Source organism: Sphingomonas glaciei, assembly GCF_023380025.1.
Taxonomy (GTDB): domain Bacteria; phylum Pseudomonadota; class Alphaproteobacteria; order Sphingomonadales; family Sphingomonadaceae; genus Sphingomicrobium; species Sphingomicrobium glaciei.
The window spans coordinates 1,152,374-1,173,415 of sequence record NZ_CP097253.1 but is presented as its reverse complement, the minus strand read 5'-3'; the positions used below and the strand labels follow the sequence as shown (position 1 = coordinate 1,173,415).

At 67.0% G+C, this 21,042-nt stretch carries 23 protein-coding genes and 2 tRNA genes; 12 read left to right on the top strand and 13 right to left on the bottom strand.

The window, feature by feature from the left end:
* Positions 1–18: 18 nt before the first annotated feature.
* Entirely contained in the window at positions 19–657 is a 639-nt protein-coding gene (locus tag M1K48_RS05675; RefSeq protein WP_249504874.1) for a PadR family transcriptional regulator, read from the top strand.
* Between the two features lie 61 nt (positions 658–718).
* On the opposite strand, the gene M1K48_RS05670 is transcribed toward M1K48_RS05675, so the two are convergent.
* The 4 genes from M1K48_RS05670 to secB form a co-directional block, all read right to left on the bottom strand.
* Positions 719–1,435, bottom strand: a complete 717-nt coding sequence (locus M1K48_RS05670) for a DUF4136 domain-containing protein (RefSeq protein ID WP_249504873.1) — start codon at positions 1,433–1,435, stop codon at positions 719–721.
* 114 nt (positions 1,436–1,549) lie between these two features.
* Positions 1,550–2,563 (bottom strand): tryptophan--tRNA ligase, encoded by a 1,014-nt coding sequence (gene trpS / locus M1K48_RS05665; RefSeq protein WP_249504872.1) that lies wholly within the window; start codon positions 2,561–2,563, stop codon positions 1,550–1,552.
* Positions 2,560–4,131: a murein biosynthesis integral membrane protein MurJ gene (gene murJ / locus M1K48_RS05660; RefSeq protein ID WP_249504871.1), complete on the bottom strand. Its 1,572-nt coding sequence runs from the start codon at positions 4,129–4,131 to the stop codon at positions 2,560–2,562. The genes trpS and murJ overlap by 4 nt, the downstream gene beginning before the upstream one ends.
* Before the next feature lie 48 nt (positions 4,132–4,179).
* A complete protein-coding gene (gene secB / locus M1K48_RS05655) occupies positions 4,180–4,701 on the bottom strand; it encodes a protein-export chaperone SecB (RefSeq protein WP_249504870.1) in 522 nt (173 codons plus the stop codon).
* A gap of 205 nt (positions 4,702–4,906) precedes the next feature.
* Here secB and M1K48_RS05650 point away from each other — a divergent pair, with 205 nt between their 5' ends.
* From M1K48_RS05650 to M1K48_RS05635, 4 genes are all read left to right on the top strand, one after another.
* Positions 4,907–5,569, top strand: a complete 663-nt coding sequence (locus M1K48_RS05650; protein ID WP_249504869.1) for a Tim44/TimA family putative adaptor protein — start codon at positions 4,907–4,909, stop codon at positions 5,567–5,569.
* A gap of 1 nt (position 5,570) precedes the next feature.
* Positions 5,571–6,770, top strand: a complete 1,200-nt coding sequence (mltA, locus tag M1K48_RS05645) for a murein transglycosylase A (protein ID WP_249504868.1) — start codon at positions 5,571–5,573, stop codon at positions 6,768–6,770.
* A 61-nt stretch (positions 6,771–6,831) separates the two neighbouring features.
* A complete protein-coding gene (locus M1K48_RS05640) occupies positions 6,832–7,299 on the top strand; it encodes a Smr/MutS family protein (RefSeq protein WP_249504867.1) in 468 nt (155 codons plus the stop codon).
* A 59-nt stretch (positions 7,300–7,358) separates the two neighbouring features.
* Positions 7,359–9,038 (top strand): putative bifunctional diguanylate cyclase/phosphodiesterase, encoded by a 1,680-nt coding sequence (locus tag M1K48_RS05635; RefSeq protein WP_249504866.1) that lies wholly within the window; start codon positions 7,359–7,361, stop codon positions 9,036–9,038.
* On the opposite strand, the gene dapE is transcribed toward M1K48_RS05635, so the two are convergent.
* From dapE to M1K48_RS05590, 9 genes are all read right to left on the bottom strand, one after another.
* Positions 9,035–10,168 (bottom strand): succinyl-diaminopimelate desuccinylase, encoded by a 1,134-nt coding sequence (dapE, locus tag M1K48_RS05630; RefSeq protein ID WP_249504865.1) that lies wholly within the window; start codon positions 10,166–10,168, stop codon positions 9,035–9,037. The genes M1K48_RS05635 and dapE overlap by 4 nt on opposite strands.
* A 39-nt stretch (positions 10,169–10,207) precedes the next feature.
* Entirely contained in the window at positions 10,208–10,564 is a 357-nt protein-coding gene (locus M1K48_RS05625) for a hypothetical protein (protein WP_249504864.1), read from the bottom strand.
* 21 nt (positions 10,565–10,585) lie between these two features.
* Complete coding sequence (locus M1K48_RS05620) at positions 10,586–11,257, bottom strand: glutathione S-transferase family protein (RefSeq protein WP_257794172.1); 672 nt, start codon at positions 11,255–11,257, stop codon at positions 10,586–10,588.
* Between the two features lie 23 nt (positions 11,258–11,280).
* Positions 11,281–11,922, bottom strand: coding sequence for a ribosome biogenesis GTP-binding protein YihA/YsxC (yihA, locus tag M1K48_RS05615; RefSeq protein ID WP_249504863.1), 642 nt, complete (start codon positions 11,920–11,922; stop codon positions 11,281–11,283).
* Positions 11,922–13,652: a membrane protein insertase YidC gene (gene yidC / locus M1K48_RS05610; RefSeq protein ID WP_257794171.1), complete on the bottom strand. Its 1,731-nt coding sequence runs from the start codon at positions 13,650–13,652 to the stop codon at positions 11,922–11,924. The genes yihA and yidC overlap by 1 nt, the downstream gene beginning before the upstream one ends.
* A 36-nt stretch (positions 13,653–13,688) precedes the next feature.
* The gene (gene yidD, locus M1K48_RS05605; protein WP_249504862.1) at positions 13,689–13,901 is read right to left on the bottom strand and encodes a membrane protein insertion efficiency factor YidD; all 213 of its coding nucleotides are present in this window, start codon (positions 13,899–13,901) and stop codon (positions 13,689–13,691) included.
* Positions 13,898–14,221, bottom strand: a complete 324-nt coding sequence (gene rnpA / locus M1K48_RS05600; protein WP_406697338.1) for a ribonuclease P protein component — start codon at positions 14,219–14,221, stop codon at positions 13,898–13,900. Before rnpA ends, yidD begins: the two co-directional genes overlap by 4 nt.
* A complete protein-coding gene (rpmH, locus tag M1K48_RS05595) occupies positions 14,221–14,355 on the bottom strand; it encodes a 50S ribosomal protein L34 (RefSeq protein ID WP_029942004.1) in 135 nt (44 codons plus the stop codon). Before rpmH ends, rnpA begins: the two co-directional genes overlap by 1 nt.
* 93 nt (positions 14,356–14,448) lie before the next feature.
* Positions 14,449–14,892, bottom strand: coding sequence for a hypothetical protein (locus M1K48_RS05590; RefSeq protein WP_249504860.1), 444 nt, complete (start codon positions 14,890–14,892; stop codon positions 14,449–14,451).
* A 137-nt stretch (positions 14,893–15,029) separates the two neighbouring features.
* Here M1K48_RS05590 and M1K48_RS05585 point away from each other — a divergent pair, with 137 nt between their 5' ends.
* From M1K48_RS05585 to M1K48_RS05555, 7 genes are all read left to right on the top strand, one after another.
* Positions 15,030–16,538 (top strand): YifB family Mg chelatase-like AAA ATPase, encoded by a 1,509-nt coding sequence (locus M1K48_RS05585; RefSeq protein ID WP_249504859.1) that lies wholly within the window; start codon positions 15,030–15,032, stop codon positions 16,536–16,538.
* A gap of 151 nt (positions 16,539–16,689) precedes the next feature.
* A tRNA-Leu gene (locus M1K48_RS05580) sits at positions 16,690–16,773 on the top strand.
* A gap of 293 nt (positions 16,774–17,066) precedes the next feature.
* Positions 17,067–17,876, top strand: coding sequence for a PEPxxWA-CTERM sorting domain-containing protein (locus tag M1K48_RS05575; RefSeq protein WP_249504858.1), 810 nt, complete (start codon positions 17,067–17,069; stop codon positions 17,874–17,876).
* 118 nt (positions 17,877–17,994) lie between these two features.
* Positions 17,995–19,284: a cation:proton antiporter gene (locus M1K48_RS05570; protein WP_249504857.1), complete on the top strand. Its 1,290-nt coding sequence runs from the start codon at positions 17,995–17,997 to the stop codon at positions 19,282–19,284.
* A 9-nt stretch (positions 19,285–19,293) separates the two neighbouring features.
* Positions 19,294–19,647 (top strand): DUF962 domain-containing protein, encoded by a 354-nt coding sequence (locus M1K48_RS05565; protein WP_249504856.1) that lies wholly within the window; start codon positions 19,294–19,296, stop codon positions 19,645–19,647.
* A 13-nt stretch (positions 19,648–19,660) separates the two neighbouring features.
* Positions 19,661–20,848, top strand: coding sequence for an AI-2E family transporter (locus tag M1K48_RS05560; protein WP_249504855.1), 1,188 nt, complete (start codon positions 19,661–19,663; stop codon positions 20,846–20,848).
* Between the two features lie 90 nt (positions 20,849–20,938).
* Positions 20,939–21,015 (top strand) — tRNA-Asp (locus M1K48_RS05555).
* The last annotated feature ends 27 nt before the right edge of the window (positions 21,016–21,042 follow it).

Below are 21,042 nucleotides of genomic sequence, written 5' to 3'. Positions count from 1 at the left end.
TCAAGACAGGAGGGAGTCATGCGATTCCATTTTCATGGCAGGCGGCACGGTTGCGGCGATGGGCCGCCGGTGTTCCAGTTCGGCAGCCGCGACTGGGAATTTCCGTGGGGAAACATCCACTTCGAACATGGCGGCGGACCGGTCGAAGGCGGGCCTCGTGGCGGTGGGTTCGGCGGTCCGCCCCGCGGCCGGCGCCGGCGGATGTTCAACTCGGAGGAGTTTCAGCTCATCATCCTCAAGCTGATCGCCGACGAGCCGCGCCACGGTTATGCGATCATCAAGGCGCTCGAGGAGCTGACCCACGGCGACTACACGCCGAGTGCGGGCATCCTCTACACCCGGCTTGAACTGCTGGAAGACATGGGCCTGATCGAGCGGCAGGCGAGCAGCGGCTCGAAGAAGAGCTTTGCCATCACCGATGAGGGTCGCGCCATGCTGGAGGAGCGTGCCGACGAAGTGACCGCGCTGTTCGAGCGATTGCAGGCGAGCGGGGAAGGGCGCCGCCAATCGAGCCGCCCCGAGCTTGGCCGGGCGGTCGGCAATTTGATGACCGCGCTCCGCAACCGCGCGGCGCACGGCGGCTGGAACGAAGAGCTCCTGAACGACGTGGTCGACATCATCGACGAGGCGGCTAAGCGGATCGAGCGCGCGAAGTAGACGCGAACAAGGCCGTCCCAGCGCTGGCAGGGACGGCCTTCTATCTCGTTCAACCGTGGGTTTAGCGCTTCTGCGCCGGCACCGTGATCTTGATCGTCTCGCCATTGCGGCCGGGGAAGCCGGTGAACATGGCCTGGATCAGGTTGGGGACCAGCACCTGCGCATTGTCGGTGGTCGAGCGCGCCTGCGCACGGCCGTCGAACAGCTGCTGATTGTCGACCCGGCGACGAATGTCGAGGTCGAGCTCCGACTTATACTCGGTATATTGGCGGACGCTCGGGCCGCCGAACCAGAACGGGTCGTCCCAACCGTAGTAGAAGGCCGAGCGATAGCCGCCGTAGCGGCTGTAATAGGGCCGCCCGTAATAGATGCCGAAGCGCGGGTCGAAACGGCTGCCGAAGCGCCCGTAGGGGCTGTAGAAACCGCGATAGAAGGGGTCGTAGCCCCCCGGTCCGAAGCGATCGACGACCTGGCGTTCGGTCCCCTGGTCGACGGTGTAGCCGAGCTGCACGATCATGCTCGCCTGGCTGGGACTGGCGGCCGGGGCATAGCCCTGCGCCTGCAGCTGCTGGGCGACCAAAGCGGCATATTGGTTGAACTCCAGCCCGCCGCCCTGCGCGCGACCCTGGCCGGGGACGACATAGAAGCTCTGACCCTGCGGCGCGGGCATGGCCTGGAAGCGGGTGACCTTGGCGGGAAGGCCCATGGCGCAGGCCGAGAGGCCCACGCTGGCCGCGCCTATCATGGCGGCGGCGGCAATCTTCTTAAGGAACGTCATGATGCGGAAACCCTCGAATCGGGGGAAAGTCCCGGTAAACGAGTGGCTTATAACACCGAGCGAGTTGAACCGTCGATGAAGGGTGCCAGCCAAGCGACCAGCCGTGCCCGACCCTTAGCGCCCGAGACCCAGCGCGCGCTTGGCCGCAAGTAGGGTTGGGGCGGCCAATTGCCGCGCCTTTTCAGCGCCTTCGTCGAGCAGCCGGTCGAGTTCGGCATGGTCGCCCTGAAGCGCTTCGTAGCGGGTGCGGATGGGAGCGAGCGCGGCGACCAGGGCGTCGGCCAGCGCCGGCTTGAACGCGCCGAAGCCCTGGCCCTCGAATCGCGCGAGGATCGTGGTCTCGTTCTCTCCCGTGACCGCGGCCATGATCCCGACCAGGTTGCGCGCTTCGGGTCGCTCCTTGAGCAGATCGGGGTCGCCCGGCAGCGGCTCGGGATCGGTCCGCGCCTTGCGGATCTTGGCGGCGATCTCGTCGTCGCTGTCGATAAGGTTGATGCGGCTCATGTCCGACGGGTCGGACTTGCTCATCTTGGCGCTGCCGTCGCGCAGGGACATGACCCGCGCCGCGACGCCGCCGCCGATGAAGGGCTGGGGCAGGACGAAGGTCTCGGTCCCGGTGTCGAGGTTGAATTTGGTCGCGATATCGCGGGTCAGCTCGATATGCTGTTTCTGGTCCTCGCCGACGGGCACGTGGCTAGGGCGATAGAGCAGGATGTCGGCGGCCTGGAGGACCGGATAGTCGAACAGCGCGACGCTTGCGCCCTCCTTGTTCTTGCCCGACTTGTCCTTCCACTGGGTCATCCGGCTGAGCCAGCCCATGCGGGCGGTGCCGTTGAGCATCCAGCACAGCTCGGCATGGGCGGGGACGTCGGACTGGGCGAACAGCACCGCCTTGTCGGGATCGATCCCGCTGGCGAGCAACGCCGCCGCCATGCTGCGGATCTGCGCGCGGCGGGTGTCGGCGGGGGTGTGATCGCTCAGCGAATGGAGGTCGGCGAGGAAGAACAGGCACGGCGCCTCGTCCTGCATCCTGACCCAGCGCAGGATCGCGCCCAGCAGATTGCCGAGATGGAGGTTGCCGGTCGGCTGGATGCCCGACAGGACCCGGGTGACGGGCGTGGTGCTCATGACGGCTCAGCCTCGGTCACGGGGCGACGGCGACGCAGCGCGGCCAGTGCGTCCCGATCGACCCCACCAATCAGGAAGGCGACGCCGAAATAGACGATCCCGCCGGTACCGCACAGGATGGCAAGGCCGACCGCACGCTCGATCGAGCTGCCCAGAAACCAGTCGGCGAGCGCCGAGCAAAGAAAGAACAAGGAGCCTGCCATCGCCAGCGCCGCCACCAGTTGCCGCGCGACGCGGCTGACTAACCAGACCGGCATCCGGAACTGACGACGGGCGTAGAGGATGGCCAGCAGGCTAATGAAATTGAGCCATGCTCCGGTGGAGGTCACAACCGCTAGGCTGTAGATGCCGATGCGATCGATCAGCAGGAAGTTGGCGGGGATGGACGCGATCAGGATGCCCATCGCGATCCACACCGGGGTCTTCACGTCCTTGCGGGCGTAGAAGGCGGGGGTCAGGACCTTAACCAGCACATAGGCGGGCAGGCCGGTTACCAGCAGGGCAAGGATGTTGGCGGTCGTGGTGGCCGCCTCGAGGCTGTAGTCGCCGGCCCGGTACAGGGCGCCGATGATCGGAAAGGCAGCAACCATCAATGCCAGCGTGGCAGGGATGGTCAGCAGCATCGACAGCTCGAACGCGCGGGCCTGGACGTCGGCTGCCTCGGCCTCGTTGTCGGTGGCGATGGCCCGGCTGATCGCGGGCAGGATGGCGACGCCCAGCGCCGTGCCGATGATCGACAGAGGAAGCTGATTAAGACGATCGGCATAGCTCAGCATCGTCAACGCGCCCTCGCCGAGGCGGGCGGAGAAGAAGGCGTAGAACAGCTGGCTGATCTGGTAGGCGCCCGCCGCGATGGTGGCCGGCAGGATCAGGACGACCAGTTCCTTGACCGCCGGGGTCATCCGCGGGCGGCGGAGGGAGAGGCGAACCCCGGCGCGGCGGACGGCCATCCAGCACAGGGCGAACTGGACGACGCCGCCGATCAGCACGGCGATCGCCATGATCCGGACCGTTGCAATGTCGTCGTTGCGCGGGGCAATCACCAGCGCCGCGATCAGAACTAGGTTGAGCAGCGCCGGCGCAAAGGCGGCCGCAACGAAGCGGGTCAGGGAGTTGAGGATGCCCGATAGGAGCGCGACCAGGCTGATGAAGAATAGGTAGGGGAACGTCCAGCGGGTGAGCTCGACCGCCAGCTCATATTTGCCCGGCACATCGCGGTAGCTGCCGGCAACCAGCGCGATGACCCCGGGCATGAAGATGACGAACACCACGGTGACCAGCAGCAACGCCGGCATGAACACCGCGAGGATCTCGTTGGAAAAGGCTTCGGCGTCCTGCTCTCCGCCCTTGGCCAGGCGGCGGCTGAACAGGGGTACGAACCCCGATGAGAAAGCCCCTTCCGCGAAGAGCCGGCGGAAGATGTTGGGAAGCAGAAATGCGAGGTTGAAGGTGTCATTGGCATGGCTTGCGCCCAGCAGGCGCGCAGCGATCATGTCCCGGACGAAGCCCAGCACCCGGCTGACCATGGTTAGCCCGCCGATGGTGCCGGTGGCCTTGAGGAGATTCATCGGCCTAGCCTTCCCCCGTTCCCCTCCCCGGCAAGGGGAGGAGCGCTCTTACTGAACGGTGTCGCCCTGCGGCAGTTCGCCGGCGTCGGCCATCGCCTGCGCCGTTTCGAGCTGGCTCAGGTAGACGCTGGCGAAGTCGATCGGATCGAGCATCAGCGGCGGGAAGCCGGCGTCCTGGGTCGCGGCGGCGACCACCTGGCGGGCGAACGGGAACAGCAGGCGCGGCGCTTCGACCAGCATGAAGGGCGCAAGCTGATCTTCCGGAATGTTGCGGAGGCCGAAGATGCCGGCGTAGCTGAGGTCGAGCACGAACTGCACGCCCGAGGCCGAGCGCGCCGAAGCATCGATCTTCAGCACGACTTCATGGACGTCGTCGGCGATCTTGTTGACCGCGATGTTGAACTGGACGTCGAGCTGGGGCTGCTCGTTCCACTGGAAGACCTGCGGCGCCGAGGGGTTCTCGACCGAGAGGTCCTTCACATATTGCGCCAGCGCGGCGACTTGGGGAGCGTCGGCGGTCGGCTCGGCGGAGCCGTTGGCGCCGGTGGAAACGGGATCGGAAGCGGCCATGATCAAATGCCCTCAAACATGCTACAAGGAAAGGCACGGGAAATTGGCTGCTTCCCGCGGCTTGTTCGGGGCGGGCGACTAGCAGCCGGGCCGAAGCGGTGCAATGGCGCGAGATATGCTTGGGGCCAGGGTTTGCGGCTTGGACACCAGTGCCTATGTTAGGCGTTGCTGTGATACACTCCCGACGGGAAAGAAGGCGACACTCTTGGTTTCGATCATCATCCTCGCACTGGTTGCCTTGTTTGTCGGTTTTCGCCTGTACAGCGTTCTGGGCGAACGCACCGGGCATGAACAGCAGCTGCCCCGCAACCCGAATGAGCCGCGGCCGAAACTCGCGCAGCAGAACGAGCTTGCGCAGGTCTCGCCGGCCCAGGCCAACGGTGCTCAGGTCGAGCCGCTCGACACCGCCTACCTGCCGACCGCCGGACCCGGCGTCCGCGCGCTGCTGGCGGCGGACCCGAGCTTCGACGTGGCCCGGTTCCTGGAAGGCGCGCAGGGCGCCTACCGGATGATCCTGGATGCTTTTTGGAAGGGCCAGATCGACGAGGTCCGCAGCTTCCTCGATCCCGAGATCGCGGGCGCCTTCGACGAGGCGATCGCCGAGCGCGAGGCGGCCGGGCAGCGGCTCGACAATCGCCTGATCGCGATCGAGCAGGCGATCATCGCCGCCGCCAACACCGCCGGCAAGGTCGCGACGATCACCGTCCGCTTCGAGGCCGATATCGTGGCGATCACCCGCGACGCCGAGGGCAACGTGCTTGCCGGTTCGGTCAGCGATGCGGTCCAGACCCGCGACCGGTGGACCTTCCGCCGCGACCTTGGCAGCAGCGATCCCAACTGGATCCTGGTCGAAACCGACGACGAATAAGGTGACGTCCCTTAAGTTCGGGCTTGGAGCGCTGCTCGCCCTGTCGCTGGCCGCCTGTGCCACTCGCCCGTTGCCGACGGTTGAGCCGACACCGCCGGTGGCCACGCCCGAGCCAGTGCCGACGCCGACCCCGCCCAAGCCCGCGACCGCGGCGCTGAGCGGGATCACGCCCGCCGCGCCGCGCCCGTTTACCGCCGAGGCCGCGCTTCGCGCGCTGGCGGCGTTCCGCATTTCCTGCCCGTCGGTGGTCCGCCGTCCCGACACCTCCGGCCTGACCCAGGGCGAGGACTGGCGCGCGGTCTGCAACCAGGCCCGGCTGGTGCCCGACACCTCTGCCGACGCGAAGCGCTTCTTCGAGACAGGCTTTTCGTGGGTGAAAGTCGGCGCCGAGCCGGCGTTCGCGACCGGCTATTGGGAGCCCGAGATCCTCGGCTCGCGGGTGCCCGGACCCGGCTATGCGCTGCCGATCTATCGCACCCCGGCCGACCTCGTCCGTTGCACGCGCACCGACGGGACTGCCGGACGCGGGCGGCTGGACGAGACGGGGCAATGCGTCCCCTACTGGACACGCGTCGAGATCTACGACGGAGCGCTGGCCGGACGCGGGCTCGAACTTGCCTACGCCGCCGATCCGATCGACATGTTCTTCCTCGAGATCCAGGGCTCGGGCCGGCTCAAGCTGCCGGACGGCTCGGTCATGCGAATCGGCTACGACAACCAGAACGGCCGCGAATATGTCGGGGTCGGGAAGCTGCTGCGCGACCGCGGTATCCTGCCGCCGGGCGGCGCCGACATGGATTCGATCAAGCGCTGGATGCGCGCGCAGCCCGACGGCGGGATGGGCCTGATGCGCGAGAACCTGTCGAAGATCTTCTTCAAGGAACTGACCGGCCCCGGACCGCTCGGCGCGCTCGGCCTGCCGGTTACCGCGCGCGGGACCGTCGCGACCGACCCGATGTTCGTGCCGCTAGGCGCCCCGGTGTGGCTCGACATGGCGACCAACGACGCCGACGGCTTGTGGGTGGCGCAGGATACCGGCGGCGCGATCAAGGGTGCCAATCGCTTCGACACCTTCTGGGGTGCCGGCGAGGAAGCGCGGCGCATCGCCGGAGGCATGTCCTCCAAGGGCGAGGCGCTACTGCTGCTTCCCCGGGTCAGCGTCGATCGACTGCTGAGCCAACGTGCGGTCGCTCAGCCCTGACGAAGCGGCGCTGTGGGCGCGGGTGACCGCGTCCATTACGCCGCTCAGCAGGGATGGGCCGGTGAGGCCCCGGCAAGTCGCGGCGGTGCAACCGGCGATTGCCTTGCCCTCCGTGACCCCGCCCGGCCGGCCAGCCAAGGGGCGGGTTCCGCCGCCGCGTGAAGTGACCGCCGCGCCGGTCCGCCGCGCGACCATCCACGGCAATCTTGACAGCCATTGGGAACGGCGGCTGAAGAGCGGCAACATTCCCGTCGACCGCACGATCGATCTCCACGGCCATAACCTCGAGCGCGCCTATGAAGCGCTGGACGCGGCGCTCGAGCGGGCGGTCCTGACCGGCGACCGCGTGCTGCTGCTGATCACCGGCCACCACCGACCCGGCGAGCCGCCGATCCAGCGCGGCAAGATCCGCGCCGCCGTTCACGACTGGCTTGCGGTATCGCGCCATGCCGAGCGGATCGCCGCCGTCCGCAGCGCGCATCGCCGCCACGGTGGAGGCGGCAGCCTGTACCTCATCCTGCGGCGCTGAGCGGGCGTCCGCACGGCTATACCGCTTCTTAACTCCGCATCCTTAATGCAGCGGAGGTGATGAAGGTCGGCACTGCGCAAAAGATCAGCAACATGGTCCTGTCCGGCCTGGCTGGCGTCGCGTCCTTTGTCTTCTCGCTGTACGTCTTCGTGACCATCACTCAGCTGCCGCAGCAGATCACTGCCGCGGTGGTCGCTGGCGGCTTCTGCCTCGTGGTCTGCTATATCGCCGCCGAGCGCCCGAACAGCGCCGGTGCCCGGGCGCTTGCGGCGCTGCGCGACCGCTTGCTGGCGGTTGAGGAGGGCGACCTCACCAGCCCGGCGCCCGAAGCGGTGCGGAGGGCGATGCCCAAGGTGGCGGCGGCGGTGGATACCCTGTTCGCCGAGGTTCGCAGCTCGATCGACAATGCGCAGGCGCTGGGGATGTACGATCCCGTCACCAGCCTGCCCAATCGCCTCAATTTCCGGGCCGAGGCGGAGCGGCTGCTCGCCAAGTCCGAGAACCGCACTCCCGCCATGCTGTTCGTCGACCTCGACCGGTTCAAGGCGGTCAACGACAGCCTCGGCCATGCCCGCGGCGACCAGTTGCTAGTGATGGTCGCCAACCGGCTTCGCGTGCTGATCAACAGCGAGGCGGTCGGCGCCGCGCGGCGGCCCTTGCTCGCACGGCTCGCGGGCGACGAATTCACGCTGTTCTTTCCTGACGTCGCTGGAGAAACGGAGGCGGAGCGGATCGCTCGCCGCGTGGTGCTGGCGATCGGAGAGCCCTTCGAATTGCACGGCCACAGCATCGACGTCGGCGCCTCGGTCGGCCTGGCCCTCGGGCCTCGGCACGGTCGCTCGGTCGAAGAGCTGATGCGCGCGGCCGACATCGCCATGTACCGCGCCAAGTCGCGTGGTGGCCACGGGCACTGCCTGTTCAGCGATTCGCTGGCGGCCGAGCACCAGCATCGGATCGACACCGAGAAAGCGCTGGCCGATGCGGTCGAGCGCGGTGAATTCCGCCTCGTCCTCCAGCCGCAGCTCAGCCTCGTCAGCGGCGCGGTGACGGGCGCCGAAGCCCTACTGCGCTGGAAGCATCCGTTGCGCGGCATGGTCCCGCCCAACCAGTTCATTTCGATCGCCGAGCAGACCGGGATCATCAGCGAGATTGGCGAATGGGTGATGGCCGAGGTGGCCGCCATGCTGGCCAGCTGGAGCGAAACGCAGGAGGGGCCGAAGCGGGTCGCCTTCAACGTCTCCCCGCGCCAGCTGGAACGGCAGGACTTTTTCCCCAAGCTGCGCCAAATCTTCGCCGAGGCCGGGGTCGGCCTCGACCGGATCGAGATCGAGATCACCGAATCGACGGCGATGGAATGCTCCCAGGCGACGCTGGCCGAAATGGCCGATATCCGCCGCGACGGCGCGACCATCGCGCTGGACGATTTCGGCACCGGCTATTCCAACATCGCCCGGCTGCGCCAGTTGCCGCTCGACCGGGTCAAGCTCGACCAGTCGCTGATCCACGACATCACCACCAGCGAACAGGCGCGCAACGTCGTCCAGGCAGTGATCCAGCTGGTCCGCGGAGTCGACTGCGAACTGGTGGCCGAAGCGGTCGAAACGGTCGCTCAGGCCGATATCCTGCGTACCATGGGCTGCGAGACCATCCAGGGCTTCGTCTTCGCACAACCGATGCTGGAGCAGGAATTCCTGGCCTGGACCTCGCACGCGGTGAGCGAAGACCGAAGCGCGGCCTAGGCTTTCAGGCCGCCTTCGAAGACCCGACGATAGATCCGGGCCAAACCCTCGATGTCCCCCACGGCCGCGCTTTCGCCGACCTTGTGCATGCTGGCGTTGGGCAGCCCGAAATCGACCACCGGGCAGAGCTTAATCAGGAACCGGCCGTCCGAGGTGCCGCCGCCGGTCGAAAGCGCGGGCGCGATCCCGCATTCCTCCCTGATCGCCTCGGTGACGAGGTCGTAGAGCCTGCCCGGCGGGGTCAGGAATGCCTCGCCGGAAATCCGCGTCCGCAGCTCGCAGGTCGGGTCTATCGCCTGGGCGGTCTCGGTCAGCAGGCCGATCAGCTGCTCGCCTGAGTGCAGGTTGTTGAAGCGTATATTGCCCTGCGCGCTTGCCTCGCCGGGAATAAGGTTGCTTGCGGCGGTCGGCGTGCCGAGCGCGACGAATTCGAGGTTGGAGGGCGGAAACGCGTCGGTACCGTCGTCGAGGTGGAGCGCCGACAGGGCAGCGACGATCCGGGCCAGGCGGGGCACCGGATTGTCGGCCTTGTGCGGGTAGGCGACATGGCCCTGGATTCCCTTGGTCTTGATCCAGAAATTGAGCGAGCCGCGCCGGCCGATCTTTACCGTGTCGCCAAGCCGGGTCTCGCTGGTCGGTTCACCGATCAGGATCATGTCGGGGCGGATCGTCCGCTCGTTCAGCCAATCGATGATTCGCGGCGTCCCGTAGGTGGCATAGCCTTCCTCGTCGCCGGTGATGAGGAAGGATAGCGTGCCGTTCGATTGGTCGATCCCGGACACGGCGGCGACTGCGGCGGCGATCGCGCTCTTCATGTCGTTGGCGCCGCGACCGATCAGGCGTCCATCCTCGATGCGGGCGGTGAAGGCATCGCCTTGCCATCCCTCCCCGGCAGGCACGACGTCGAGGTGGCCCGCAAAGCCGACGTGTGGCCCCGGGCCGCGATCACGGATGGCGACCATATTCTCGGTCGGTCCGTCGGGGGCCTCGCCAAGCGTGAAGCGGTGGATGGCGAACCCGAGGCTGCCCAGCGCTTCGTCGAGCACATCGAATACCGCGCCGCTGGCGGGCGTGACCGAAGAGACGGAGATCAGCCGGGCGGCAAGGTCGACGGGGTCGATGATGGGCATGGGCCGCTTGCTAGCAGCCCGCGGGGCAGTCCGACAGGCTCAGGCGTCGTCCATCTCATACTTGGCCGGGGCAAAGCCCAGCGGCACCAGGTTGCAGCGCCCGGCGGCCTTGGCGACCTCGATGCCGATCTGCGGGTCGCGCACTTCGCTGGCAGCGCGAAGGAAGTCGTCGATGGTCAGCCGCGAGGGGTCGGGATCACGCGCGCGGGTGGCGCTGGCGACGCGGCCAAGCTCCCGCAACTGGCCGAGCGAAAGATTGCTTTGTAGTCGTTCGCCAACGCATTTGGCGGGGCCCTCAGCGACCCCATAACCGGTCAGGCCCTCCGCGATTTGCGCTTTGGGAGTGGCACAAGCCGAGACGGTAACTACCGCGGCGATAAGGAAAAGTTTACGCACATCCCCGAGACGAACGGGGAGTCAGGCGGTTCCGTGATCGCCTTCATATTGTTCGATAACCCACGGTTCGTCCTGCGCCGCTTCGATCCATGCGGCGACATGCGGATGCCGAAGCACGTCGGACATATACTGGCGGGCGAAGGGCGGGACCGGGATAGAATAGGTCAGGAAGCGGGTGACCACCGGGGCATACATCATGTCGACCGCGGTCCAGTCGCCGAACAGGAACGGACCACTGCCTCCGTGCCGGGCCCTGGCCTGCGCCCACAGGACGAGGATGCGGTTGATGTCGGCGATCGTGTCGCGCGACAGGTCGGGCCTGGGCACGTTGCGGCGCACGTTCATCGGGCACTCGCGGCGCAGCGCCGCAAAACCCGAGTGCATCTCCGCCGCCATCGAGCGGGCCATGGCGCGAGCCGCGATATCCTCGGGCCAGAAGCGGATGACTTCGGTCAGGTCGGCGCAATATTCGATGATCGCCATGCTGTCCCACACCACCAGGTCGTCATGCCACAGCAAAGGCACCTTGCCCGACGACGGGGCAAATTCGTCGCCCTCGCGCCGCTCGTTCCAGCCGCTGTCGTAGAGCGGTACGACCAGTTCCTCGAACTCCAGCTCCGACGCCTTGAGCGCGAGCCAGCCGCGCATCGACCAGGAGGAATAGGCCTTGTTGCCGAGAATGAGCTTGAGCAATGGGGTCTCCGCCGTCGGTTGAATTAGCTCAACGCATCTTCGAGCAAGGCTGTCCGCAGCTCGGCGATGCCCATGCCCTTTTCGGACGAGGTGGCGATCAGCTGCGGGAAGGCGGCCGGATGCTTGCGCGCCTCGGCCTCGGTCGCGGTGCGCACCGCGGCAAGCTCGCTGGCCTTGATCTTGTCGGCCTTGGTCAGCACCAGCCGGTAGCCGACCGCGGCGGCGTCGAGCATGGCCATGATCTCCTGGTCGACCGGCTTCACGCCGTGCCGGCTGTCGATCAGCACCACCGCGCGCTTCAGCACCTGCCGCCCGCGCAGATAGTCGTTCACCAGGAAGCGCCAGCGCTTGACCATGTCCTTGGGCGCTTCGGCAAAGCCATAACCCGGCATGTCGACCAGCCGCAGGACGAGCGGGTTGCCGACGTCGAAGAAGTTAAGCTCCTGCGTCCTGCCCGGCGTGTTCGACGTCCGTGCCAGCTTGTTGCGGCCGGTGATGGCGTTGAGCAGCGAGCTCTTGCCGACGTTCGAGCGCCCAGCGAAGGCGACCTCGGGCGCGTCGGCACCGGGCAGGAACTCGAGCCCGGGGGCCGACTTCAGAAACTCGACCGGACCGGCGAACAGCTTGCGCGCCCGCTCGGTCAGTTCGGCATCATGCTCTTCCATCAGGTCTTGGCCGTCGCCACGCCGGCCCGCGCCGCGATCTTCTCCGCATCATACTTGGAGTAGAGATACTTCTGTTGCGCGATGCCGAGGAGGTTGGAGACCACCCAGTAGAGCTGCAGGCCGGCGGCGAACGGCGCCATGGCGAACATCATCACCCACGGCATGATCGAGAAGATCTGCTTCTGGATGTCGTCCATCGGCGCCGGATTGAGCTTGAACTGCAGCCACATGGTGATGCCGAGCAGGATCGGCAGCACGCCCAGGTGAAGCAGGCCCGGCGGGTCGAAGTTCAGCAGGCCGAACAGGTTGATCGGAGTCAGCGGGTCGGGCGCCGACAGGTCCTTGATCCACAGTTCCCACGGCTGATGGCGCATTTCGACGGTCACGGTCAGCACCTTGTAGAGCGCGTAGAAGACCGGGATCTGAATCAGGATCGGCAGGCAGCCGGCGGCAGGATTGATCTTCTCGCGCTTGTACAGCTCGAGCAGCTCCTGCTGCATCTTGGTCTTGTCGTCCTTGTGACGCTCCTGCAGCTCCTTCATCTTGGGCTGCATCGCGCGCATTCCCGCCATCGAGCGGAACTGACGGTCGAAGATCGGGTACATCAGCAGGCGGACGATGAAGGTCAGCGCGATGATCGCCCAGCCGAAGTTGCCGATGGCGCCGAACAGCCAGATCAGCAGCGCGAAGATTGGCCGCATGGCGAATTCGAACCAGCCCCAGTCGATCGAGTCGGAGATCACCGGCACCGCGCCCGAAGCCTCATAGGCGTCGAGCCACTTCTTCTCCTTGGCCCCGGCGAACAGGTGGGTGCTGGCCTGGATCGCCCGGCCCGGCGCGACGATGGTCGGCTCAAGCGCATAATCGGCCTGGTAGCTGGTGCCTTGGCCACGGCGCAGGCTGGCGCTGAGCGGGGCATTGCCGACCGGCGCAAGCGCGGTCAGCCAATATTTGTCGGTGAACCCAACCCAGCCATTGCTGCCGGTAAAGCGCTTGGAGCCTTCGTCGTCGAGGGTCCCGTAATTGACCTCATAGTCGGACCGTCCGTCGATCACGCTCATCGGGCCGACGTGGTGCGTCCAGCCGTCAGACTTGGCGTCAGGACCGGCGTTGGCGCGGCTGAGGAGGCCGAACGGGCGCACCGCAATCGGCGCGCCGCCGAGGTTCGACACGCGCTGCGTCACGGTGAACAGGTAGCCGTCGTCGACCGCGACGGTGAGTTCGAAGCGCTGGCCGGTCGGGTTGGTCCAGCTCAGGTTGACCGGCTTGCCCGGGGTGAGGGTGGCGGCGCTGGGGGTCCAGACGGTATTGGCGTCGGGCACCGCGACGCCCTGGCCGGTCCAGCCGAAGCGCGCGAAATAGGCACCCGCTGCACCGGCCGGGCTGAGCAGGCGGGCAGGCTGGGCGTCCTTGCCGACGCGATCGGTCTGGTTGACCATCCGCAAGTCGTCGAAGGTCGCGCCCTTGAGGCTGAGAGAGCCGACGAGATTGGGGGTCTCGATCCTGACCCGCGGGACGCCCTGCAGCGCCTGCGCCCGCGAAAGCGCCGGGGCCGCCGCTGCGGCGGGTGCGCCCGGGGTCTGGGCCGGGACCGCCGGCGAACCGTTCTTGCTCGCGGTGACCGCTGGCTTCGGAGTCGGGAAGTAGCGCTCCGACAAGAGGCCCCAGCCGAGCAGCACAGCAGCGCTCAGCACGATGGCGAGGATCATGTTGCGGGTATCTTCGCTCACGTCAGTCCATGTCCTCGTGTGTTCCCAAAGCCCGGCTCACGGGACCGGGTCGTGACCCTGGCCCCCCCAGGGATGGCAGCGGCCGATCCTTCGCAGGGCCAGCCAGCTTCCGCGCAGCGCCCCATAGCGGGTCCAGGCGGTGATTGCATAGGCCGAGCAGGACGGCGTGAAGCGGCAGGAAGGGGGCAGAATCGCGCTTGGCCCAAGCTGCCAGCCGCGCGCCACCAGGATCAGCATCCGCGCGATCACCGGGTCACTTTCGCCAGCGCCTTGGCCAGCTCGGCGCGAAGCAGCGCATAGTCGCGTTCGATCCCGCTCTGGCGACCAATCAGCACATGGTCGGCGCCGGCGATTCCCGCTACGGGCAACAGTTCGGCGGCAAGCGCGCGCAGGCGCCGCTTCATGCGGTTGCGAACCACCGCATTGCCGACCTTCTTGCTGACGGTATAGCCGATCCGCATCGCCTGCTCCCCGTCGCCGCGAGGGCGGACCAGCAGGACGAAGCCGGGCATCGGCGCGCGCCGGCCGCTGTTCGCGGCCAGGAAGTCAGCGCGCCTGGTAAGGGTGATTAAGCGCTGAGCTTCTTGCGGCCGCGCGCCCGGCGCGCCGCCAGCACCTTGCGGCCGCCCACCGTCGCCGAGCGCGAGCGGAAGCCGTGACGCCGCTTGCGGACGAGATTGCTGGGCTGGAAAGTGCGCTTCATCGCTCATGGCCTTCGAGTTAAGAACAAAAAGGGCCGCCCAATCAGGGGCAGCCGCATTGCTTGGGGGGCCGTTACTCAAGGCAGGCTCCCAAGTCAATGCCGCGAGGCCTCGCCGGTGACCGGCGGTTCGGCCGGAGCGACCTCGGTCGGGGTCGGATCGATCGGCATGACTTCAAGTCCCGCTTTGGGCAGCGGGTCATCGGTGCGCGGCACTTCGGAAGGGGGCGGGGCCTCCTGCCGCTCGCGCTCCTTGCGCAGGGCTTCTCGCCGGCGCGCGCTGCCGCGACGCAGGCCCCAGTCGAACCAGGTGCCGGCCTTCGGCTGCCAGCGCTTGAAATGGACATAGCGGCGCTTGGCCCACAAGCTGGTGCGCAGGACCAGGGTCAGCCCGGCGGCGGCAATTAGCAGTCCGCCGGGGCCGGGCAGGGGGCTGGCCAGCGGCGCGGCGACGAACATCAGGAAGATGCCCAGCCCGAAGAGCAGGGTCTGCGCCGCTCGCGTGTCGCGGATCGCGAGAAGGCGGGAGCCCAGGGACATGGACGGTGATGTAGGGAACTAAGACGGCTCGGCAAGGGGAGGCGCTTGCCCAGCGCCGGCAATGCGCTTAGCCTCGCCCATGCCGAGCTAGGGGGCCCATTGCGTCGTGCATTGCTGGTGACGGGGGCTCGCGGCTGATGGTCGCGATCGTGTCCACCGTTGCCTATCTCGGACTGGAGGCGCGCGCCGTCGAGGTGCAGGTCCAGCTGTCCACCGGCATCCCGCGCTTCGTCATCGTCGGCCTGCCCGACAAGGCCGTCGCTGAAAGCCGCGAGCGGGTCCGCGCCGCGCTGACCGCGATCGGCCTGGCGCTTCCACCCAAGGTCATCACCGTCAACATGTCGCCCGCCGACCTGCCCAAGGAGGGCAGTCACTTCGACTTGCCGATCGCGCTCGGGCTGCTGGCGGCGGTCGGCGCGGTCGATGCCGAGATGCTGAGCCATTATGTCGCGGTCGGTGAATTGTCGCTCGACGGCCGGATCAATGCCTCGCCCGGCGTGCTGCTGGCCGCGCTCCATGCCGGGGGGGAAGAAAAGGGCCTGATTTGTCCTGCCGCGCAAGGGTCGGAGGCGGCTTGGGCGGGACAGGTCGAGGTGCTCGCCGCCGCCGACCTCCTGTCGCTTCTTGCGCACCTCAAGGGAACGACGCTGCTCGCGGCGCCGCGGCAGGGCGAGGCGGAGGCGATGGTCGCCGGCCCCGACCTGCGGCAGGTGAAGGGCCAGGAAGTCGCCAAGCGGGCGCTGGAGATCGCCGCGGCGGGCGGCCACAATATGCTGATGAGCGGCCCGCCGGGCGCGGGCAAGTCGCTGCTCGCTTCCTGTCTGCCGGGCATCCTTCCGCCCCTCTCTCCCTCGGAAGCACTGGAAGTGTCGATGGTCGCGTCGGTCGCGGGCGAGATGGAGGGCGGGCAAATCAAGCGGCGGCGACCGTTCCGCTCGCCCCACCACAGTGCCTCGATGCCCGCGCTGGTCGGTGGCGGGCTCAAGGTGCGTCCGGGCGAGATCAGCCTCGCCCACCTCGGCGTGCTGTTCCTCGACGAGCTGCCCGAATTCCAGCGCGCGGTCCTCGACGGCCTTCGCCAGCCGCTTGAGACTGGGACGGTAAGCGTGGCGCGGGCCAACAGCCACCTGACCTTTCCCGCGCGGGTCCAATTGGTGGCGGCGATGAACCCGTGCCGCTGCGGCCATCTCGGCGATCCGGCGCTGGCCTGCGCCCGCGCCCCGCGCTGCGCCGCCGACTATCAGGCGCGGATCTCGGGCCCCTTGCTCGACCGGATCGACCTCCACGTCGAGGTCGCCGGGGTCAGCGCCGCCGACCTGTCGCTGCCCCCGCCGGCCGAAGGCAGCGAAGCCGTGGCCGAGCGGGTGGCGCGGGCGAGGGCGGTGCAGACGCGGCGCTTCAACGGCCACGGCCCGCGCACCAATGCCGAGGCCGACGGCGAGCTGCTCGACGAGGTGGCGACCCCCGACGAGCCCGGCCGGCGGCTGCTGGCCGATGCGGCCGCAGCGATGCGCCTAAGCGCCCGGGGCTACCATCGCGTGCTCCGCGTCGCCCGCACCATCGCCGACCTGGGCGGCGCCGAGACTGTCGGCCGCATCCATGTCGCCGAAGCGCTGAGCTATCGCCGGGTCGCGCCGCGCAATTGAGGGAGGCGGATGCAACAGTTTGGAGCGCAGTGAGCCGGCATATCGGTGACGGGCGCCGGCGGTCGCAGCCACGACCGAACTCATCGATACAAAAACGACTGGTGAGCCCGCCTTGCTCGGCGCGACGGGTTTGCATAGAAGCGCCGACGTTGCCCCCGTGGCGGAATGGTAGACGCGACCGACTCAAAATCGGTTGTCGAGAGACGTGTCCGTTCGAGTCGGACCGGGGGCACCATCCAAAAACTGCTGTTTCGAATAGTAATTGCCAAGTCGGCGGTAGTATTTCTGCGGCTGTTGGCTCCGTATGTCTGCACCCCGACAGTCGAACAGGCAACACTGTCTCATTCTGGACCAAACTAAATTGCACCTCGGACTAAAAAGCAGAATTATTTCGAACAGATACTTGCGTTAACAAAGGTCCCTACCTAAAGGTTAACGCGCTGCTGGTCATTGGGGTCACCCGGTGGGGCGGAAGCAACAATTGCCAGGACGCGAGTGGGTCTTGGCTTCGAGGGGACCTAATCAAACATGCGTAAGATCTTGGCGGTCGCTGCTGCGGCCCTTTTCGTGACGCCTGCAGCCGCGCAGCAATACACGATCACCGATCTCGATTCGCCGCTGCCGGCGGGCGAGAACTGGGGCGTTATTCCGGGCGAGAACACCGGAACTGTGTCGATCCAGGGTGAGACGTCGAAGGACGGCGACGGCGCCCTGATGCTGACCGGTGACCGCACTCGCGTCCAGACCGGCGTTCAATATGGCGGCGGCACGCCGACCGGTGCCACGCTCGACCAAGTCAGCACGCTGACGTTCGAGTGGATGGTCGCCAACGGCGGACCCAACGGCAATGCCTCGCCCGCGTTGCGTTTGCTGGTCCAGGACGGCGATCAGCGTTCCGAACTGATCTGGGAAGCGGCCTACAATGACGCCAATGGCGCCGGCGCGGGGTTCTATGATCTGGACACCTGGTACAACAGCAACCCGAACGCCGTCTTCTGGCGGTTCGTTGCCGGGCAGGGTCCGACCTTCGATCCGGCGAGCCCTGGCTCCTACGTCTTCAACACCATCAGCGGGTGGGGCGCTTCGTCCTTCTACACCGACAGCGCGTTCGTCAGCGGACTCAGCGTTGGCAACGGTAGCGGTGCCGGTGCGAGCTTCGTCGGCTATGCGGACAATGTCGCGGCATCGGGTACGTTCGGGTCGCGCTCGTTCAACTTCGCGGCGGTTGCGGCCGTGCCGGAGCCGGGCACCTGGGCGATGATGCTGCTCGGTTTCGGCGTCATCGGTGGTGCCATGCGCCGTCAGCGCCGCTCGGCTCACCTGCTCCAGATGGCTTGATCCGAGCCTGTATATTGCGTGGAAGGGGAGTGGCTGCGGCCGCTCCCCTTTTTCGTGGGCTGATGCGCCATAGTTGATCAAGCGCAACGACTGCTCGCTCCCAAGCATTGGGCGGCACATGTTCGGATTTGAAACCTATCACATCGGCCTCGCCGGGGTCGGCCTTGCGATCCTCGTCGCTTTCTGGCTTCCGCGCTTCATCTCGGGGCGCGAGCCGGCGGCCTCGGCACTGCTGATCGTCGCGGGGCTGCTCGCCTTTCTGCCCTTTCCCGAAGCCAGGGCGGTGCTCGACCCCGTCAGCCAGCCGCGCGGGTGGGAGATCATGGCCGAGATCTGCGTGATCGTCGGGCTGTTCGGAACGGGACTCAGGATCGACCGGCTGATGGACCGGGGGCAGTGGTGGCCGACGCTGCGGCTGCTGCTGATCGCCATGCCCTTGTGTATTGCCGCGCTGGCGCTGTTCGGCTGGTTCGCGGCTGGCATGACCTTTGCCGGCGCCCTGCTGCTGGGCGCAGTGCTGGCCCCGACCGATCCGGTGCTGGCCGCCGACGTCGCGGTCGGGCCGCCGCTGGAAGGGGGCGAGCATCCGGTCCGCTTCACCCTCACCACCGAAGCCGGGCTCAACGATGGCCTCGCCTTCCCTTTCGTCCACCTCGGCATCCTGATCGCCGGCGCTGGCATGATCAGCTGGGAAATGGCCGGGGAGTGGGTGCTTCGCGACCTCGTCTACCGCGTAGCGGTCGGGGGATTGTCCGGTGCGGCGGTCGGCTGGCTGCTCGGCAAGCTGCTGTTCGACTGGCCGCGCGAGAATGCGCTGGCCCGGACCGAAAGCGGCGTGATCGCCTTTGCCGGGGTGCTGCTCGCCTATGGCGCGACCGAGCTGGTCGAGGGCTATGGCTTTATCGCTGCCTTCGTCGCCGGCCTGACCCTCCGGCGTTCGGAAAGCACCCACGACTTCCACAAGAAGCTGCACGATTTCTCCGAATCGCTCGAGCACGCGCTGACCTCGATCCTGCTGGTCGGCCTGGGCGCCATCCTGCCAGTGCTGTGGCCGCATTTCACCGCCGCCAATGCGCTGATCGCCGGGGTGCTGATCCTGGTCATCCGTCCCGCCGCCGCCTGGGCCTCGCTGCTCGGCACCAGCCTGCGCGGTCGGCAGCGGGCGGTGGTCGCCTTCTACGGGGTGCGGGGGATCGGTTCGATCTACTACCTCGCCTATGCCGGGCACCATGTAGAGCTGACCAACGAATATGAGCTGTGGGCGACGATCGTCGGCACTATCTTGTTCTCGACCCTGGTCCACGGCCTCACCGCCGGCATCGCGCTCGATGAGGTCACGGGGGAGGAGCAGGCGGACCCGGACGAGGCTCCGCCGAAACGGGTTGAGGGGGCAGGGGCGCCAAGCTAGTCTGCGGTCATGGCAGAGCGCAGCTACAAGACCTTCCGCGAATTCTGGCCCTATTACCTGCGCGAGCATTCGGGTCGGCGTACCCGCCTGATCCACTATGTCGGGACGGCGCTGGTGCTCGCCGCCTTCATCGCCCTGCTTGTCACCGGCAATGCGTGGTGGGCGCTTGCCATGCCGCTGGCCGGCTATGGCTTCGCCTGGTTCGCGCACTTCTTCGTTGAAAAGAACCGGCCGGCGACCTTTACCTATCCCCTGTGGTCGCTGTTCAGCGACTTTCGGATGTTCTTCCTGGCGGTGAGCGGCCGGCTCAGTCCTCATTTGACGGCTGCCGGCGTGAGCGCTGGCGGAGTGACGCGCGGCTGACTAGGGTGGGGCGATGGACGCGCCCACCTCACGACCCGATCATGCCGAGGACGAAGCGGCCGTCATTGCCGAGCACATCACGATCAAGCGCGACCGGCTTCTCGCCTCGCTGACCTTGATCGCCGGGATCGGGCTGGTCTTTGCCATTCCCTTCGCCTTGCGGGCGGGAGCCGAATTCTTCCTGCCCGTCACCGCCGCCCTGGTCATCGCCGTCGCCCTGGTGCCACTGCTCGAATGGTTCGAACGCCGCGGCCTGCCCTCGGCGCTGTCGGCGCTGTCCTGCGTGATCATTTTCCTGGGCGTGATGGCCTTTGCCCTGCTGTCGATCGTCATACCGGCGATCGACTGGGTCGCGCTCCTGCCCGAGCGGATCGGCCGCGTCCGTGAAGCGCTCGAGCCGATCCTGGCGATGGTCAAGGATCTCGAGCGGTTCGTTGATCGCATCCTCCGCCAGCTTCCCAGCAGCGCTGAGGGTGGCGCCCGGACGGTCCAGGTCGAAACCCCCAATTCGATGTTCGACCTGCTGACCAGCAGCGCGCCGCACGCCCTGATCCAGTTGTTCTTCGCGCTTCTGGTGATCTACTTTTTCCTGTCCGGCTGGACCGCCATGCGCAAGCAGACGATCACCAGCCGCGGCAGCTTCGAAGGGGCGCTGACTACCGCGCGGGTCATCCAGCAAGTGGTCGCGGCGACCTCCACCTATCTTGGCACCATCACCCTCATTAACGTCACCCTCGGTACGCTGGTGGCCGGCATCCTGTGGTGGATGGGGATGGATTCGCCCTTGATGTGGGGCGGCATCGTCGCAGTGCTCAACTACATACCCTACCTCGGGCCGATCGCCGCCGCCCTCCTGCTGGCGCTCGGTGGTCTGATCAGCTTTTCCGATCCGTGGACCGCCCTGCTCCCGCCGCTAATCTTTATCGGGATGCACATGGTCGAGGCCAATGCCATCACTCCGCTGGTGGTCGGCAAGAGGGTCAGGATCAATCCGCTGCTGATCCTGCTGTCCTTGAGCTTCTGGGCGTGGGTGTGGGGCACCACCGGCGCGCTGCTGGCGATCCCGCTGCTGATCATCCTCAAGACCGTCTTCGCCGCGGCCGGCACGCCCGACATCGCCGGGTTCCTGTTCGAACAGGGTACGCTGACCCATGCCGGCGAGGAAGATGAAGAACATCCCGCCCCGGCGCAGGAGGCCTGACGGCGGCCGCATAGCGAAAGTCGGGCGGCACGTGCGTTATTGCGGTTGACGCTCCCGCGCTTGTCTCCTAGTTGGCCGCCCACACCAAACGCGGGTGTAGCTCAGTTGGTTAGAGCGCCGGCCTGTCACGCCGGAGGTCGCGGGTTCGAGCCCCGTCACTCGCGCCATTTCCCGTCATCGCTGGAAGTGCGGCA